We start from the raw sequence: 17,192 nt of genomic DNA, 5'->3' as shown, positions 1-17,192 counted from the left end.
ACCCTCTCGGGCTTTCCTCCGGGCGCTTCCCTTCGGTGTTTCCAGCCTAGCAGATCCGATTTCCGTTTCCGCCACCCGCTGGAGCGGGCTGCCGGGCCGTTCCTCCGCTTTCGCGAATTCCCTTCCGGCGGGTTCAAACCTTACCAGCCTTTTCCCGGGGTCCCGACCACCCACCTGTCTGCGGACACACTCGTGCGCAGATGGTGTAGACCAGTTTAGGATGTGGCTTCAGTAGGTGCTGCCGACCTGCGGCACTTTGTCGTGCCGTGGCCAGGCAGATCTACGACAGTACCGGTCGCCGGAGGGCGAGGCAAATCGCCCCCGGTGCGCTCCAGGTCCGCCAACTGGCAGTTCTCATGCGGAATCTGGACTTCCTATGACATACGCTTCTGAGCAGTACGCCGCCCGATACAGGGAGTGGCGGCGGCTGCAGGATCTCCACCCCTGGGAGGCTCCCATGACCGCTGTGACGTCGCCGCTGGCCGGCCGTGCCATCGGGCTCGCCGCCGTGCCGGATCCGGTGTTCTCCGGTGCGATGGTCGGGCCGGGCACCGCGATCGACCCCGATCGAGAGCCTTCCGAGGCCGTCTCTCCGGTCGACGGCATCGTCGTCTCCCTCCACCCTCACGCGTTCGTCGTGGTCGACCCCGAGGGGCACGGAGTGCTCACCCACCTCGGCATCGACACCGTGCAGCTCAACGGCCATGGCTTCGAACTCCTCATCAGCAAGGGCGACACGGTCACGCGCGGCCAGGCGATCGTGCGCTGGGACCCGGCTGCCGTCGAAGCCGCGGGCAAGTCTCCGATCTGCCCCGTCGTGGCGCTCGAAGCCACCTCCGACCTGCTCGTCGGCCTGGTCGAGAGCGGTGACGTGACGGCCGGCGACGCCCTGTTCGACTGGCGCTGACGGCACCGTCGTCATGGCGGACCAGTGGAACTTCCATCGCGGCGGCGGAGACCGCCGCTCAATCGGAGAAGGGTGAAATGGAGACAACGCTGCGAGGCGTCGGCGTGAGCCATGGTGTGGCGATCGGCGAAGTCCGGCACATGGGGACCGCGGTGCTGGAGCCGCCGGCCAAGCAGATCCCGACGGAGGATGCCGGGCGCGAACAGGGTCGCGCCCGGCAGGCCGTCGAAGCGGTCGCCGCCGACCTGGTCGCACGCGGCAACCTGGCGGGGGGCGAGGCACAGCACGTGCTGGAGGCCCAGGCCATGATGGCCCAGGACCCGGAGCTCATGGCCGATGTCGAGCGCCGGATCGCCGTGGGCAGTACGGCGGAGCGCGCCGTCTACGACGCGTTCGCCGCCTACCGCGCCCTTCTGGCAGGCGCCGGCGAGTACCTGGCCGGACGGGTGGCCGATCTCGACGACGTACGGAACCGCATCGTGGCGCGGCTGCTCGGCGTTCCGATGCCGGGGGTTCCGGACAGCGACGAGCCGTACGTACTGATCGCGCGGGACCTGGCGCCTGCGGACACCGCGCTGCTCGACCCGACGCTCGTTCTCGGGTTCGTGACCGAGGAGGGCGGGCCGACCAGCCACAGCGCGATCCTGGCGCGTGCCCTGGGGGTTCCCGCCGTGGTGGCCTTGCCGGGTGCGGGCGAGTTGGCCGAGGGCACGGTCATCGCCGTGGACGGCAGCACCGGCGAGATCTTCGTCGAGCCGAGCGACGACCGGCGAGCCAGGTTGGAGCAGGCCGCGTCCGAACGGAAGGCGGCGCTGACCGCGTCGACCGGGCCGGGAGCGACGTCGGACGGGCACAAGGTCCCACTGCTGGCGAACATCGGTGGACCCGCTGATGTGGCGGCTGCCCTGGAGGCGGGCGCCGAGGGTGTGGGGCTCTTCCGCACCGAGTTCCTGTTCCTGGACGACAGCACGCGCGCCCCTTCGGAAGAGAAGCAGGTCACGGCCTACCGCGAGGTACTGACCGCGTTCCCCGAGGGCCGGGTCGTGGTGCGGGTGCTGGATGCCGGTGCGGACAAGCCGCTCGACTTCCTGACCCCCGCCGACGAGCCGAATCCCGCATTGGGCGTGCGGGGGCTGCGGGCTCTGCTCGACCACCCGGATGTTCTGCGGGCACAGCTGCGGGCCCTGGCCAAGGCCGCAGAGGGGCTGCCCGTCTACCTCGAGGTCATGGCTCCGATGGTGGCGGACCGCACCGACGCGAAGGCTTTCGCGGACGCGTGCCGTGAAGCGGGGCTGAGGGCCAAGTTCGGCGCGATGGTGGAGATCCCGTCCGCTGCACTGCGCGCGCGCTCGGTGCTGCAGGAGGTGGAGTTCCTGTCGTTGGGTACGAACGACCTGGCTCAGTACACCTTTGCCGCTGATCGGCAGGTGGGGGCGGTGTCCCGGTTGCAGGACCCGTGGCAACCCGCGCTGCTCGACCTGGTCGCGTCAGCAGCGGAGGCCGCCAAGGCCGAGGGCAAGAGCTGCGGCGTGTGTGGCGAGGCCGCTGCGGACCCGCTGCTCGCCTGCGTACTCACGGGCCTGGGTGTCACCTCCCTTTCGATGGGGGCGGCGTCGATTCCGTACGTTCGGGCAATGCTGGCGACGTTCACGATGGCCCAGTGCGAGCGTGCCGCGGCCGCGGCGCGTGCCGTCGACACCGCCGACGAAGCGCGGCGGGCCGCGCAGGCGGTGCTCTCCGGCGAGTGATCTGCCGGACGTGCCCGGGCGCGTAGGGGCTTCCCGCCGGTGCAGCGGGAAGCCCCCTGTCCCGGGTCCCTTCCGAAGAAGGCCCTATCCCCGCTTCTCGTTCTTCTCCTCTTCGTTCTTGGTGGCGACTTCGTTCTGGTGACGACGTTCCTCCTGGCCGCCCCGTCCTCGCTTCCCCTCGTCGTGCTCGGCTCAGTCGTCCAGTTCCAAGCCGGCGCAGTAGTCGACGCCCGGCTCCGGCGACAGGGGCTCTCCCGTGTCCGCATCCGTGCAGTAGGCGCTGAAGACCTCGGCCTCCGTGAGCGGGACGAGGCGGCCGTGGTGGAGGCGCCAGCCGTGCAGCCGGTCGGGGGTGTCGGGCGTCGACGTGCGCAGCACCACTCCGCCGGGGCTCTCCAGCGCGATGCCGACGGCCAGGACCGTCGCGAATTCGGCGCCCTCAGAGGAGTCGAGCACGGCGGGTGCGGAGGGGGTGCGCTGAGCGTGGAGCACGGCGAGGAGGTGCTCGTCGCGGGCGGGAACGCTGCAGACGAGATGGTGGACGCCCGGACCTGCGGCATCGAGGAGCTTGTCCAGCAACTGGGACGCACGATCGAAGGCGGCGCGCCCGACGTCCTCGTCGCAGTCCGTGGAGCTGCCGAGGTCGCCCAGGAGCGACCTGGCGTATTCCCAGGTGGCGAGGCGGACCGAGCGGTTGACGAGAAGGGGCACGATGCTGTCGAGGGGCTGGCCGGCGTAGGCGACGGTGGCACCCGCGGCGGCTACCTCCGCCGTGTAGCGGCTGCGGCTGGCGGAGGTGTCCGGGTCGAGGCCGGCTTCGCTGCAGTACCGGGCGAAGTCCTCCGGGTCGAAGAGGGCCACGGTGGTGTGGCCGACCTCGTCGCGGAGTGTGCGCAGGAGGCCTTCCACGTGGTCGAGGTAGCCCGCGTGATCGTCGAAGGTGAAGCTCCGGTACGCGCGCATGGCCGCGAAGTCCTGCTCGTCGACGACGATGCCGACGGTGGCGGGTACGTCGCGGCGCAGCGCGCGGCGGATGGACTGCTCGTTTCCCCTGGTGTGCGTCATGGGTCCCCCTGGCCTCGTGCGCCCTGTCGATCAGTGCTCACTCACCGTAATCGCGGGCACTGACAGCGGGTTTCGTGGCGGGGGTCAGGCGCGGTCGCGGGACAGGTTCTCGTAGAAGCGGAGCAGGTCCAGGTCGTCGACGGAGCCCGGGTTGACCGCCTTGGTGAGGGGGGTGCCCTGGAGGAGTCGCTTCACCGGTACCTCGATGCGCTTGCCGGTGAGGGTGTGCGGGACGCCGGGGACCTCGATGATGTCGTCCGGGACGTGGCGCGGGGACAGCTCCTCGCGGATGGTCCGCTTGATCCTGTCGCGCAGAGCGTCGTCGAGAGTCGCGCCGGGGACGAGGTGGACGAAGAGCGGCATCCAGTAGCCGCCTTCCGGCTCCTCCAGCCCGATGACGAGGGACTCGCGGATCTCGGGGAGCCGTTCGACGGCTTCGTAGATGTCGGCGGACCCCATGCGGACGCCCTGGCGGTTCAGGGTGGAGTCGGAGCGGCCGTGGATGACGACGGAGCCGTGGTCGGTGATGGTGATCCAGTCGCCGTGCCGCCACGCGCCGGGGAACATCTCGAAGTAGCTGTCGCGGTAGCGGCTGCCGTCGGGGTCGTTCCAGAAGTGGATCGGCATGGACGGCATGGGCTTGGTGACGACGAGTTCCCCGACCTCGCCCACGACGGGTTTGCCGTGCGGGTCCCACGCCTGGAGGTCGGTGCCCAGGCAGGCCGCCTGGAGTTCGCCGATGTGGACGGGGAGCGTGGGTACGGCGCCGGCGAAGCAGCTGCAGACGTCCGTTCCGCCGCTGACCGAGGCGATCCAGAGATCTTCGCCCACTTCCTCGTGGAGCCAGCGGAATCCGTCGGGCGGGAGCGGGGAGCCCGTGGTGGCGACGCACTGGACACGGGAGAGGTCGTAGTCGCGCGAGGGGTGGACGTCGGCCTTGCGACACGCCATGACGTAGGCGGCGGAGGTGCCGAACAGGGTGGCTCCGGTGCGTTCGGCGACGGCCCACTGCGCGTCGGTCTGCGGGAAGCCGGGGCTGCCGTCGTACAGGATGACCGTGGTCCCGGTGAGCAGTCCGGAGACGAGGAAGTTCCACATCATCCAGCCGGTCGAGGTGTACCAGAAGAAGCGGTCCTCCGGGCCCAGGTCGCAGTGGAGGCCGAGCTGCTTGAGGTGTTCGAGCAGGATGCCGCCCTGGGACTGGACGATGGCCTTGGGGAGTCCGGTGGTCCCGGAGGAGTAGAGGACCCACAGCGGGTGGTCGAAGGGGACCTGCTCGAAGACGGGCTCGACGGCGGAGCCGGTCAGGTCGGACCAGGACAGTGCTCCGTCGGGGGCCGGGGTGCCCAGGAGCGGGACGTGGACGACGGCTCGGAGGGTGGGCAGCTCGCTGCGGAGTTCCGCGACGGTGTCCCGGCGGTCGTGCTCCTTGCCGCCGTAGCGGTAGCCGTCGACGGTGAACAGGACGACGGGCTCGACCTGCTGGAACCGGTCAAGGACGCTGCGTGCGCCGAAATCGGGGGCGCAGGAGGTCCAGACGGCGCCGACGGCCGCGGTGGCGAGGAGCGCGGTCACGGCCTGGGGGATGTTGGGGAGGTAACCGCTGACGCGGTCGCCGGGGCGTACGCCGAGCGCACGCAGTTCGGCTGCGAGCGAGCCGACCTGGCGGCGGAGCTCGGACCAGCTCACGGGGACCGGCTCGTGCGTTTCGTCCAGGTGGATCAGAGCCGGCTCCTGGGCTCGTGCCGGGTCCTCCGCGGCGCGGAGCGCGTGCTCCGCGTAGTTGAGGGTGGCACCGGTGAACCACTGGGCACCCGGCATGGTGTGATCGCCCAGGACCTGCTCGTAGGGCGTGGAGAACCGTACGTCGAACCAGTCGGCGACCGCCCGCCAGAAGGTTTCCAGGTCGTCGACCGACCAACGCTGCAGCGCCGGGTACCCGCCCTCGGCAGGTGCTCCGTACCGCTCGGCCGCCCATGTCTGGAAACGGGTGACGCGTGCCGCGGCGATGCGGTCCGCGTCCGGCTGCCAGAGGGGGGCAGGGTGCGCTGCTGAAGTCATGGGGCGTCTCCCGGGCGGCTGTGTGGTGGTGCTTGGGTCGGCACGTGGTCCACGTGCCGTTCCGAGCAGGGGCGTGGGTGTGCCGGCTGCACGGCTGACAGGGACGATGCCATGTGATCGTCTTCCGCACCAGGGCCCGCCGCCCGTGGTGGGGCAGGTCATCGTGTGCTGCAGTCCCTGGTGGGCGCCGAAGAGGAGTGAACGGGAGTTGAACAGGACCGCGCAGGACCCTCGGCGGATGGCAGGGTGATCAGCATGGTCGCTCGTGAGCTGGTGCGTTCGATGAGGGTCTTCGGAGCGGTGCAGGGCCTGCGCGTGATGCGTTCCGCTTGGCGCCGGCGGCGGACGGACGCCCGGGACCTACCGCCGAGGGGGCCGGAGCGCGCGCGGGTACCGGGGACCGTGACCGGGGTCGAGCCGCAGCCGGGCGGTGGAACCGTCCGTTTCACCCGAGCGGTGCTGCAGGTGCGGGTCACGGCCGGCGGCACCGTGTTCTGGGGGTGGGACGGTGCCGGGCCCGAGCCGTCGTACGCGCTGGGCGGCGCTCCGCCCGCGCCGGATCCGCGCGCCGTGCTGGAGCCGGACAAGGACGGTGGCTGGAGGATCGTCGCGAAGCGGGTCACGGTGGCGGTCTCTCGGACCGGCGGGGTCGAGGTCCTCACGCCGGGCGGGGTGGTGCTGCGCAGAGACCTGCCGCCGCGCTGGTGGGAGCCGGCCGGGGGTGGGCCGGTGCGCTGGATCCAGCGCACCGAAGTGGCAGCGGACGCCCGGTTCTTCGGGCTGGGCGGGCGCTCCGCGGGGCCTCGGTTGCGGGACGGCACGTACCGGCTGTGGAACACCGATCCTCGGGGCCGCTTCGGGCCGGGCGACGATCCGCTGTACATCACGATGCCGGTGCAGCTCGTGGTCGCGGACGCCGGTACGCACCTGGCGTTCCTCGACAACACCTGGGAGGGCGCGGTCGCCCTGCGGGAGGGCGAGGAAGGGGCCGGTTCGGGCCATGACAGGCCCGGGACGATCGAGGTGCGGATGGCGGGGGGTCCGCTGCGCTGCTGGGTCGTGGTGGGTACGCCGGCGCGCGTCCTGCGCGGCTGGACCGCGCTCACCGGAGCGCCCGCGCTCCCGCCGTCGTGGGCCCTCGGCCCCCAGCACGCGCGCTGGGGTTTCGGCAGCGCGCAGGAGGTGCGCCGGGTGGTGGCGGGGTACCGGGAGCGCGGCCTGCCGCTGGCGGCGCTGCACCTGGACATCGACCACTACGACGGCCACCGCGTGTTCACCGTCGACCGCGTGCGTTTCCCGGATCTGCCGGGCCTGGCCGAGGAGTTGCGGGACGGCGGGGTACGGCTGGTGTCGATCGTGGATCCCGCCGTTAAGGCGGAGCCGGGGAACGCGGTGTACGACAGCGGCGTGCGGGTCGGTGCGTTCGTACGGGACGGCCGTGGCCGTGAGGTGCGGGGGGTCGTGTGGCCGGGCGAGTGCGTGTTTCCGGACTACACCGATCCCGGGGTACGGGAGTGGTGGGGCGGGTGGTACGAGGAACGGCTCGCACAGGGCTTCTCCGGGGTGTGGCACGACATGAACGAGCCCGTGTCGTTCGTCCCGTTCGGCGACATGACGTTGCCGCGTTCGTCCCGGCACTCGCTGGAGGGCCGGGGCGGCGACCACCGCGAGGCGCACAACGTGTACGGGCTGGCGATGGCGCGGGCCGGGTACGAGGCACTGCGGCGGCTGCTGCCCGACGAGCGGCCGTTCTTGTTCTCGCGCTCGGGGTGGGCGGGGATGCAGCGGTACGGCGGGACGTGGTCCGGCGACGTGGCGACGGGCTGGCCCGGGCTGCGGGCGTCGCTCTCGCTGGTGCTGGGGCTCGGGCTGTGCGGGGTGCCGTACTCGGGCCCGGACGTGGGCGGCTTCGACGGCAACCCGTCGCCTGAGCTCTACCTGCGGTGGTTCCAACTGGGGGCCTACCTGCCGTTGTTCCGTACCCACGCGGCGGTCGACGCCGGCCGGCGGGAGCCGTGGGAGTTCGGGCCGCAGGTGCTGGGCCACGCGAAGGCGGTGCTGCTCGAGCGGGAGCGGCTGCGGCCCTATTTCGTGACGTTGGCGCACCTGGCCCGGCTCACGGGTGCCCCGTACGTGCGTCCGCTGTGGTGGGGGGCCCCGGGCGACCGGGCGCTGCGCGACTGCGAGGACGCGTTCCTGCTGGGCGATGCGTATCTCGTCGCACCCGTCATGGAGGCCGGCGCGGACCGTCGGGCGGTGCGGCTGCCGCGGGGGCGCTGGTACGACACGGTGTCCGGGGAGGCCCACGAGGGCCCGGGGCAGGTGCTGCTGCACGCGCCGCTGTCCCGCATCCCGGTGTTGGTACGGGCGGGGGCGGTGGTCCCGGTGCGCGGTGCGGACGGCGGGACGGAGCTGGAGGTGTGGCCGCCCGTGCCGGGACGCACCGGCGGCGGGTTCGTGGTCGAGGACGGCGGGGGCCGCCGCGAGGGTGGGAGCGTGCGGCCCCGGGTGGAGCGGTACGCGTCGAAGTGGGTGGGGGGCCGGGTGGTGGTGGAGCGGGTGGTGGGCGGTGGTGCGGTACCGCCGGAACGCCCGGTTCGGGTGCGGGCCGGGGGCGGGTCCTAGCCGTAGTGTCCGGCGAACCAGTTGCGCACCGCCCGGGTGTGCAGCGGGAAGGCCAGCTCCGTCGGCTCGTGGAGCAGGTGCCACCCCTCGGTCTCGTCGGTCGGGGTCGGCGGCGGCAGCGCGGATGCGGGACGCCGCGGGAGTAGGCCGAAGAGGAGGAGGTGTCCTCCGGGCGAACTGAGTGCGTCGGCCAGGACGACGTCCTCCTGGCCGGCTTCGATGCCGGTCTCCTCCTCCAGTTCGCGGACGATCGCGTGCTGCCACTCCTCGGAGTAATCGATGAATCCTCCGGGCAGCGCGATCCCGCCGCGCTGCGGCTCGATGGTGCGGGTGATGACGACGAGGCCGGTACCGAGGGTGCTGGTGACGGGCAGGAGGGCCACGGCGACCGGCAGCGGGTTGCGGTAGGCCGTGTCGCCGCAGCGGGGGCACGTGCGGGGCCAGCCCGTGACGGTCCCGTAGGGGGTACCGCAGCCCGAACAGTGGGAGTACTTCCCGGACGCCCAGGGGGCGGACGTCGGTGCGCCACCGGTCCGGCCGGCCTGGGTCTCGTGGTGCTCTGTCACATCGGGAATGTACGTGACGGCCGGTGGCGCCGGGGTTGGTCCAGCGAAGTCCGCGACACCGGGAAGTCGAAGTAGGTGTCCGGGAAGGGTTCCGGGGCGAAGGTGAAGTGCCACCATTCTTCCGGGAGGTTGACGAATCCGAAGGCGCTGAGGGTGTCCTCGAGGAAGCGCCGGTTCGTGCGCTGGGTGCCGCGGATGCGCGGGTCGTCCGTGTGCGACAGGGTGTCGAAGCAGTCGAAGCCGGTGCCCATGTCCAGGGAGTCGTCGGGGAAGCGCTCGGCTTGCGGGGCGTAGCAGGGGACGAGCGGCTGTCCGGGGACGTAGGGCGGCGGCGGCGCGGTCGGGAGCCTGACGATCGTCAGGTCGACGGTGCTGCCGCGGCTGTGACCCGACTTGCGCGCGATGTACCCGTCGACGAAGAGCCTCGTCTTGTCGACGCGGGGGTAGAACTCCTGCTTCGTGCGGACGTCCGTCAGGTCCTCCGCCCAGCGCACGAAGTGGTCCACGGCGCGTTGCGGCCGGTAGCAGTCGTAGACCTTGAGGGAGTAGCCCCGGCGCAGCAGAGTCCGCTGGGCCCGGCGGAGCGCCAGGGCCGCGGGGCGGGTGAGGATGCAGACCGGCTGCCGGTAGCCGTCGACGGGGGCGCCGACGAAGTTGTGCGCGGTGGTGTAGCGCATGTCCTGCAGGATCGTCGGGTCCACGGTGCGCAGGGCGACGAACTCCCGGGGCGCATGCGGCTCGGGTACCGCCCGGGCGGCCGACGGGGGGAGCGTCAGGGCGGCGAGCAGCGCCGCGGTGGTGAGGGCCAGGGCTCGCAGGGCGAAGGCGGGTGCTCTCATGCGGTCCGTCTATCAGGAACAGGAGGCCGGGACCACCCCCGCGGGCTCCGGCCCCCCGTTCATGCGTATCGGACGCCGGGGAGGGCCGCGCGGTTCTCCCGTCTGTGGCGGAGCCCCGTCGTCGGCCCCGGAGCTCCGTGCGTGTTCCGGGGTCTCGTCCTGCCCGGTCCGACCGTGGCACACTAAAGATTCTGACGCTTCGTCAATTAATTTCCAGGGGAGGGACCTTGACCCGCACACGGACACCGGTGGTGGCCGGCTGGTTCACCGAGGGCGGCGGAGAACGGGAGTTCCGGTTGCTGGGCACGCGGTGTACCGGCTGCCACGCGGTGTTCTTCCCGCGCGAGGACGCCTTCTGCCGCAACCCGGTCTGCTCCGGCGGCGAACTGGCCGAAGTGCCCCTGTCCAGGCGCGGCCGCGTGTGGTCGTACACCGACGGCCGCTACCGGCCGCCCGCCCCGTACGTCTCCGACGCCGGCGCGGCGTGGGAACCGTACACACTGGTCGCCGTCGAACTCGCGATCGAACGCATGGTGGTCCTCGGACAGGCCGCACCGGGGGTCACGGTCGCGGACCTGAGCGTCGGCATGGAGGTGGAAGTCGTACCGGGCATCCTCAACGAGGACGAGGACACGGCGTGGACCACCTGGAACTGGCGCCCCGTGGGGACGGTCCGGTGAACGACGTCGCCGTGCTCGGCGCGGGCATGCACCCATGGGGCAAATGGGGTCGGAACTTCGTCGAGTACGGCACGGCCGCGGCCAGGGCGGCACTCGCGGACGCCGGGATCGGCTGGCCCGAGGTCCGGTCGGTGGTCGGCGCTGACACGGTCCGCTGCGGATACCCCGGGCACGTCGCCGGTGCCACGTTCGCCCGGGCGCTGGGGTGGCAGGGCGCCAGAGTCGCCAGCGTGTACGCCGCGTGCGCGTCGGGCGCGCAGGCGATCGGCGCGGCACGGGACCAGATCCTGGCGGGCGCGGCCGACGTGGTGCTGGTGGTCGGCGCCGACTCCGCTCCCAAGGGCTTCTTCGCCCCCGCCGGCGGGGACCGGCCGGACGATCCGGACTGGTTGCGCTTCCGGCTGCTCGGGGCGACGAATCCGGCCTACTTCGCGCTCTTCGCCCGTCGCCGCATGGCCCTGCACGGCGATACCGCCGAGGACTTCGCCCGGGTGAAGGTGAAGAACGCGGCAGCGGGGGCGCTCAACCCCTACGCCCGCTACCGCAGGACCGTGACGGCCGAGGAGGTCGCCGCGTCCGCCGTCGTCGCGGATCCGCTGCGGCTGCTCGACATCTGCGCGACGTCGGACGGCGGGGCCGCGCTCGTCCTGTCGAGCCTGGCGTACGCCCGCCGGCACGGTGCGTCCGATCCGGTCAGGATCCGCGCGGTGTCCACCGTCACCCCCACCTATCCGAGAACGGTCCTCGACCTCCCGGACATCGCCACCGACTCCGCGGCCGGCGTCGAGCCGTCACCGCACCCCTTCCGTGCCTCCCTCGCCCTCGCGGCGTACGAGGAGGCAGGACTGGACCCCGGCGACCTGTCACTTGCCGAGGTGTACGACTTGTCCACGGCACTGGAGCTGGACTGGTACGAGGACATCGGGCTGTGCGCCGCCGGCGAGGGCGCGAAGCTGCTGCGGGAGGGCGCCACGGCGCTGGGGGGCCGCATCCCGGTCAATCCGAGCGGGGGGCTGGCGTCGTTCGGCGAAGCGGTCCCGGCGCAGGCGATCGCCCAGGTGTGCGAGCTGACCTGGCAGCTGCGTGGCAGTGCGGGGGACCGCCAGGTGCCCGGGGCGCGGGCCGGGATCACGGCGAACCAGGGGTTGTTCGGCCACGGCTCGGCGATCATCGCCGTCCGCTGACCACCGGGCCCGGTACGGCGAACGGGCGGCGCACGGTCCGCCCGACCCGACACGGCACTGTGACGCAGTGAACACGTGCGGTGAACTGCGTTTGCTCTCCACCACCTTGACGGTGCATGGGCACGGGTGAAAACTGCCTCTTCGTCGGCGCAGGTCCCGCGACCGCGACCGCCGACGGACACGCAACGCTCACCACGCTCGTCACGGACGCCGGACGGGGCCGCGGGACACCCCCGCCACTCCCCCGCCGTCGTAGCCATGGGAAGCCTTCGCCCAGCCCAGGAGCCGCCATGAGCAACGCTGACATCTTCCTCGGTGAGGTCATCGGCACGGCGATACTCGTCCTCTTCGGCGCGGGCGTGTGTGCGGCGGTCACCCTCCACCACTCCAAGGCGAAGGCCTCCGGGTGGATCGTGATCACCTTCGGATGGGGTTTCGGGGTCCTGGCCGGGGCGTACACCGCGGCGCCCCTGTCCGGCGGCCACCTCAACCCGGCCGTGACGGTGGGCGTCGCCGTCGACACCGGCGAGTGGAGCACGGTGCCCGTCTACGTCCTGGGGCAGATGACCGGGGCGGTCACCGGTGCCGTACTGGCATGGCTGGCCTACTACGCCCAGTTCCAGGCCAACGCGGACGTGGCCAACGCCCAGCCCACGCTCGGCGTCTTCGCGACGACACCGGAGATCCGCAGCCCCGTCGCCAACCTGCTCACCGAGGTCATCGCGACGCTCGCGCTGGTCCTGCCGATCTTGGCCTTCGGGCGGAACACCGGCATCGGCATCGGCCAGATCACCGGTCAACCGACCGGGATCTACGGCTCGGGAATCTCGATCCTGCTGGTGTCACTCCTCGTCGTCGGCATCGGCCTGTCACTGGGCGGCCCCACCGGCTACGCCATCAACCCGGCGCGTGACCTGGGGCCGCGCATCGCCCACGCGCTGCTGCCCATCCCCCACAAGGGCACCTCCGACTGGCGTTACGCCTGGATCCCGGTGGCCGGACCGCTCGTCGGCGGCCTCCTCGCGGGCGTCATCGTCAACGCGGCCTTCTGACCACGCTCCTCCGCACGGGGGCTTCGCCTCCGCACCTTCTCGACAAGGGAATGCCATGACGGACTCCACCCAGAAGTACGTCGCCGCAATCGACCAGGGCACCACGTCCAGCCGCTGCATCATCTTCGACCGGGACGGTGCCGTCGTCGCCGTCGACCAGCGCGAACACCGGCAGATCTTCCCCAAACCCGGCTGGGTGGAGCACGACGCCACGGAGATCTGGTCCAAGGTCCAGGCCGTGGTGGCGGGAGCGCTCGCCCAGGCCGGGCTGCGGTCCGGACAACTGAGCGCGCTCGGCATCACCAACCAGCGCGAGACGACCGTGCTGTGGGACCGGGTGACCGGCCAGCCCGTGCACAACGCGATCGTCTGGCAGGACACCCGCACCTCCGCGCTCTGCACCCGACTGGGCGGGACGGACGGACAGGACCGCTTCCGGGAGACGACCGGACTGCCGCTCGCCAGCTACTTCTCCGGCCCCAAGGCCGCTTGGCTGCTCGACACCGTGCCCGGGCTGCGCCGCCGGGCCGAGCAGGGCGAGATCGCGTTCGGCACGATCGACTCCTGGTTGATCTGGAACCTGACGGGCGGAATCGAGGGCGGCGTGCACGTCACCGACGTCACCAACGCCTCGCGCACCCTGCTGATGGACCTGGAGACCCTCCAATGGGATCCCGCGATCCTGGCGGCGATGGACCTGCCCGAGGCGGTTCTCCCGCAGATCAGGTCCTCGGCCGAGGTGTACGGCCGAGCCACCGGCCAGCTCCAGGGGGTACCGGTCGCCTCCGCCCTGGGCGACCAGCAGGCGGCCCTGTTCGGCCAGGCGTGCTACGACACGGGGACGGCGAAGAACACGTACGGGACGGGCAGCTTCCTGCTGCTCAACACCGGCGGCCGGCCCGTTCCGTCCAAGAACGGACTGATCACGACCGTGGGCTACAAAATCGGCGACAGCGCTCCCGTGTACTGCCTGGAGGGTTCGATCGCGATCACCGGCGCCCTGGTGCAGTGGTTCCGGGACCAGCTGGGAATCATCCGCAGCGCCGACGAGATCGAGACACTCGCCGGCAGTGTCGACGACAACGGGGGCGCGTACGTCGTGCCCGCCTTCTCCGGTCTGTACGCACCGTACTGGCGCTCCGATGCCCGGGGTGTCATCACGGGGCTGACCCGGTACGTCACCAAGGCGCACTTGGCACGGGCCGTGCTCGAAGCGACGAGCTGGCAGACCAGGGAGGTCGTCGACGCGATGTACCAGGACTCCGGGGTGACGATCACCACGCTGAAGGTGGACGGCGGAATGACCGCCAACCAGCTGCTGATGCAGCACCAGGCCGACGTGCTCGGGGTGCCGGTCGTCAGGCCGCGGGTGTCCGAGACGACCTGCCTGGGCGCGGCGTACGCGGCTGGCCTGGCCACGGGCGTCTGGGGCGGCCTGGACGAGCTGAGGGCGCACTGGCAGAGCGACGCCGAGTGGTCACCGCGGATGGCGGCCGACGTCCGCGAACGGGAGTACGACAACTGGCGCCGTGCGGTGGAGCGCAGCTTCGGCTGGCACCGGGAGAACGGTGATTGACATCCTCGCCGCCCTGAAGGACGGCGATTTGCGCCTACCGCGCCGTTGAAGGCTGCGGTGTCGGGTGGGTTCCTGCTTCGCTGCGCGGTGCCGGGACGAGTCCCGGTCTTACCTGCGCTCCACAGGCTGACACGGCCAGTCCGGCCGCCTTGGCGACGTTGACCGCCGCGTTGATGTCCCGGTCCAGGACCGCCCCGCACGCCCCACACGTCCACACACGGACGTGCAGCGGCTTCGGGCCGTCCTTCACGCCGCACAGCGAGCACACCTGCGAGGTCGACTCGAAGCGGCCGATCTTCACGAAGGTGCGCCCGTACCGTGCGGCCTTGTACTCCAGCATGTTCACGAACACCGACCATCCGGCGTCGTGGACGGACTTGGCCAGGCGCGTGCGGGCGAGTCCCTTCACCGCCAGGTCCTCCACGGCTACCGCTTGGTTCTCGCGGATCAGCTTCATGGAGAGCCGGTGGTGGAACTCGCGGCGCGCGTCGGCCACCCGCGCGTGTGCGCGGGCGACCTTCAGCCTGGCCTTGTTCCGGTTGCTGGAGCCCTTCTCCTTGCGGGAGAGGGCACGCTGGGCGTTCTTCAGGCGCTTCTCGGCCCGGCGCAGAAAGCGCGGGCTGTCGACCTTGGTCCCGTCCGAGAGGACCGCGAAGTGCCCGAGCCCGAGATCGATGCCCAGCTCGGGCGTGGTCTGGGAAAGGACTTCCTGCGGGCCGGTCTCAACGACGAAGCTCGCGAAGTACCGGCCCACGCTGTCCTTGACCACCGTCACCGTGGACGGGGAGGACGGCAGCGACCGGGACCACTTCACCTGCACATCGCCGATCTTCGGCAGGCGCAGCTTCCCGCCGGTCGTGATCGACCAGCGGGCGTTCGCGGTGAAGCGGACCGACTGCCGGGTGTCCCGCTTCGACTTGAACCGGGGTGCGCCCATGCGGGGCGCTTGCCCTTGAGGCCGTCGAAGAAGTTCCGGTACGCGGCGTCCAGGTCGCGCAGGGACTGCTGGAGGGCGACCACCGAGACCTCGCCGAGCCAGGCCCGTTCCGGGGTGTTCTTCGCCTCGGTGATCAGCGCCGTGGACAGGTCCCCGGTCTTCGGGAACGGCATGCCTTCACTGCGGGCGGTCTCCCGAGCGCGGAGCGCGTCGTTGTAGACCACCCCCACACACCCGAACGCCCTCGCCAACGCGCTGCGCTGACCGGCGCTCGGATACAGGCGGAAGCTGTACCGAAGCTGCACGCGGATCACGATACACAATTGGCTTATAGGTATTGATGAGAACATTCATACTAGTCATCACTATGTCTTCCGCATACATGTCCATTTGGATTTCGTGACGAAGTACCGGCACAAGGCCTTCGCCGATCGACACCTGACACGGTGCAAGGAGATCATGCGGGCCGTGCGCGAGGACCCTCGAGGGCCGAGCCGGTCGAGTTCAACGGCGAGAACAACCACGTCCACCTGCTCGTGAACTTCCCGCCAAAGGTCGCCGTGTCCAAGCTGGTCAACAGCCTCAAGGGCGTCAGCTCCCGCAGGCTGCGCCAAAAGTTCCCCGACCTCGTCCGCCACTACTGACGGGCACAACGACTCTGGTCCGGCTCGCACTTCGCCGGTTCCGTCGGCGGCACACCGCTCAGCATCATGAAGCAGTACAACGAGCAACAGAACCGGCCGCTCTGACCTGGGCTGAGCTGAACAGTACAGATCCGTGCACACAGCAAAGGCCAGAGCAGCTCTCAGATTCGCTTCACCACCGGGCTGAAGGCCCGGTGCACTCCGAATAGTCCCGGTAGCACCGCGCGGTGCCCGTAGGGCCCGTGGGCCACGCCCCGTGCCCCTGTCGGCAGGGGCACGGGGCTTACGTACCGGTCAGCGGAGGCTGCGCGCCCTCAGGGAGCTGCCGGCTCACGGTCGCGCGTGGACCGCACCAGCGCGTGTTCCACCACCGCGACGAGCACCGCTTTCACCGACTCGCGCTCCCGGGCGTCGCACATCATCAGCGGCACCTCGGGATCGAGGTCGAGCGCGGCCCGCACGGTCTCGACCGGGAAGCGGTCCGCGCCCTCGAAACAGTTCACGCCCACGGTGAACGGGATACCGCGGCGCTCGAAGTAGTCGATGGCCGCGAAGGAGTCCTCGAGGCGGCGGGTGTCGGCGAGGACGACCGCGCCGAGCGCGCCCTGGGCCAGCTCGTCCCACAGGAACCAGAAGCGGTCCTGGCCGGGGGTGCCGAAGAGGTACAGCACCAGGTCCTCGCGCAGCGTGATCCGCCCGAAGTCCATGGCGACGGTGGTGGTGCTCTTCGACTCGACCCCTTCGAGGTCGTCCACGGGACGGCCGACCTCGCTGAGTGTCTCCTCGGTGCGCAGCGGCTTGATCTCGCTGACCGCACCCACCAGGGTCGTCTTGCCGACCCCGAAGCCACCCGCGACAAGGATCTTCAGTGTCACGGGCTCCATCGGTGGCTCCTTCCGGCTAGAGCGCCCGAAGACCATTGATCACCTCGCGCAGAATACTCACGTCCGGCAGTTCGGCCGGCGCAACGGGACGGGTTACGTGGACCAGTTCATCCTCGACCAGGTCGCCCACGAGGACGCGGACCACCCCGACGGGGAGGTCGAGGCCCGCCGCGAGCTCGGCGATCGACTGGGGGGTGGCGCTGCAGCGTTCGACGATCTCCACGTGCTCGGGTGAGAGCGTCTGGTCCCGGCCTGGATCCTCGGCGGCCGGTTGGGGCACGACGAGGGCGATCAGGTCGAGCCGTTGCCGGGTCGCACTGTTCGTACGACCGCGGGTCATGGCGTACGGGCGGACGACGGGACCCGCGTCGTCGTCGAACCAGTGGTGCTGGTGTCCGAGGTCCGGTCTGGTTTCCGTCATGCC

At 70.9% G+C, this 17,192-nt stretch carries 13 protein-coding genes and 2 pseudogenes; 8 read left to right on the top strand and 7 right to left on the bottom strand.

What is annotated here, in order from left to right; genetic code table 11:
- Positions 1 to 457 precede the first annotated feature (457 nt).
- Entirely contained in the window at positions 458 to 907 is a 450-nt protein-coding gene (locus ACFXOM_RS12820; RefSeq protein WP_385037867.1) for a PTS glucose transporter subunit IIA, read from the top strand.
- Between the two features lie 77 nt (positions 908 to 984).
- Positions 985 to 2,655, top strand: coding sequence for a phosphoenolpyruvate--protein phosphotransferase (ptsP, locus tag ACFXOM_RS12815; RefSeq protein ID WP_384943103.1), 1,671 nt, complete (start codon positions 985 to 987; stop codon positions 2,653 to 2,655).
- 192 nt (positions 2,656 to 2,847) lie between these two features.
- Here the strand turns inward: ptsP and ACFXOM_RS12810 are convergent, their stop codons facing one another.
- Together ACFXOM_RS12810 and ACFXOM_RS12805 are read right to left on the bottom strand one after the other, a co-directional pair.
- Positions 2,848 to 3,720 (bottom strand): hypothetical protein, encoded by an 873-nt coding sequence (locus ACFXOM_RS12810; protein WP_384943102.1) that lies wholly within the window; start codon positions 3,718 to 3,720, stop codon positions 2,848 to 2,850.
- An 84-nt stretch (positions 3,721 to 3,804) separates the two neighbouring features.
- A complete protein-coding gene (locus ACFXOM_RS12805; RefSeq protein WP_385037864.1) occupies positions 3,805 to 5,781 on the bottom strand; it encodes an acetoacetate--CoA ligase in 1,977 nt (658 codons plus the stop codon).
- A 255-nt stretch (positions 5,782 to 6,036) separates the two neighbouring features.
- On the opposite strand from ACFXOM_RS12805, the gene ACFXOM_RS12800 reads away from it, so the two are divergent.
- Positions 6,037 to 8,406, top strand: coding sequence for a TIM-barrel domain-containing protein (locus ACFXOM_RS12800; protein WP_385037861.1), 2,370 nt, complete (start codon positions 6,037 to 6,039; stop codon positions 8,404 to 8,406).
- On the opposite strand, the gene ACFXOM_RS12795 is transcribed toward ACFXOM_RS12800, so the two are convergent.
- Together ACFXOM_RS12795 and ACFXOM_RS12790 are read right to left on the bottom strand one after the other, a co-directional pair.
- Positions 8,403 to 8,972, bottom strand: a complete 570-nt coding sequence (locus ACFXOM_RS12795; protein ID WP_384943096.1) for an NUDIX domain-containing protein — start codon at positions 8,970 to 8,972, stop codon at positions 8,403 to 8,405. The two genes, ACFXOM_RS12800 and ACFXOM_RS12795, sit on opposite strands and share 4 nt — an antisense overlap.
- A complete protein-coding gene (locus ACFXOM_RS12790; RefSeq protein ID WP_384943094.1) occupies positions 8,969 to 9,811 on the bottom strand; it encodes a M15 family metallopeptidase in 843 nt (280 codons plus the stop codon). Before ACFXOM_RS12790 ends, ACFXOM_RS12795 begins: the two co-directional genes overlap by 4 nt.
- Before the next feature lie 227 nt (positions 9,812 to 10,038).
- Here ACFXOM_RS12790 and ACFXOM_RS12785 point away from each other — a divergent pair, with 227 nt between their 5' ends.
- The 4 genes from ACFXOM_RS12785 (at position 10,039) to glpK (ending at position 14,303) form a co-directional block, all read left to right on the top strand.
- Complete coding sequence (locus tag ACFXOM_RS12785; protein ID WP_384949236.1) at positions 10,039 to 10,491, top strand: Zn-ribbon domain-containing OB-fold protein; 453 nt, start codon at positions 10,039 to 10,041, stop codon at positions 10,489 to 10,491.
- The gene (locus ACFXOM_RS12780) at positions 10,449 to 11,675 is read left to right on the top strand and encodes a lipid-transfer protein (protein ID WP_384949239.1); all 1,227 of its coding nucleotides are present in this window, start codon (positions 10,449 to 10,451) and stop codon (positions 11,673 to 11,675) included. The genes ACFXOM_RS12785 and ACFXOM_RS12780 overlap by 43 nt, the downstream gene beginning before the upstream one ends.
- Positions 11,676 to 11,965: 290 nt before the next feature.
- Positions 11,966 to 12,727 carry an MIP/aquaporin family protein gene (locus ACFXOM_RS12775; protein WP_385037858.1) on the top strand — a complete coding sequence of 254 codons (762 nt, stop codon included), beginning with the start codon at positions 11,966 to 11,968 and terminating at the stop codon, positions 12,725 to 12,727.
- Positions 12,728 to 12,782: 55 nt separating this feature from the next.
- On the top strand, positions 12,783 to 14,303 hold the full coding sequence (gene glpK, locus ACFXOM_RS12770; protein WP_384943086.1) for a glycerol kinase GlpK: 1,521 nt from the start codon (positions 12,783 to 12,785) through the stop codon (positions 14,301 to 14,303).
- Positions 14,304 to 14,337: 34 nt separating this feature from the next.
- Here glpK and ACFXOM_RS12765 read toward each other — a convergent pair.
- Positions 14,338 to 15,545, bottom strand: a pseudogene (locus tag ACFXOM_RS12765) (RNA-guided endonuclease InsQ/TnpB family protein).
- 25 nt (positions 15,546 to 15,570) lie between these two features.
- On the opposite strand from ACFXOM_RS12765, the pseudogene tnpA reads away from it, so the two are divergent.
- Positions 15,571 to 15,989, top strand: a pseudogene (tnpA, locus tag ACFXOM_RS12760) (IS200/IS605 family transposase).
- Between the two features lie 209 nt (positions 15,990 to 16,198).
- On the opposite strand, the gene ACFXOM_RS12755 reads toward tnpA, so the two are convergent.
- Together ACFXOM_RS12755 and ACFXOM_RS12750 are read right to left on the bottom strand one after the other, a co-directional pair.
- A complete protein-coding gene (locus ACFXOM_RS12755) occupies positions 16,199 to 16,804 on the bottom strand; it encodes an ATP/GTP-binding protein (RefSeq protein WP_384942750.1) in 606 nt (201 codons plus the stop codon).
- A complete protein-coding gene (locus tag ACFXOM_RS12750; protein WP_384942752.1) occupies positions 16,785 to 17,189 on the bottom strand; it encodes a DUF742 domain-containing protein in 405 nt (134 codons plus the stop codon). The genes ACFXOM_RS12755 and ACFXOM_RS12750 overlap by 20 nt, the downstream gene beginning before the upstream one ends.
- Between the last annotated feature and the right edge of the window lie 3 nt (positions 17,190 to 17,192).

It is taken from the genome of Streptomyces sp. NPDC059169 (genome assembly GCF_042755225.1).
GTDB lineage: Bacteria > Actinomycetota > Actinomycetes > Streptomycetales > Streptomycetaceae > Streptomyces.
Note: the sequence above shows the minus strand (reverse complement) of the source record. Positions and strands in the feature narration are given on the sequence as shown.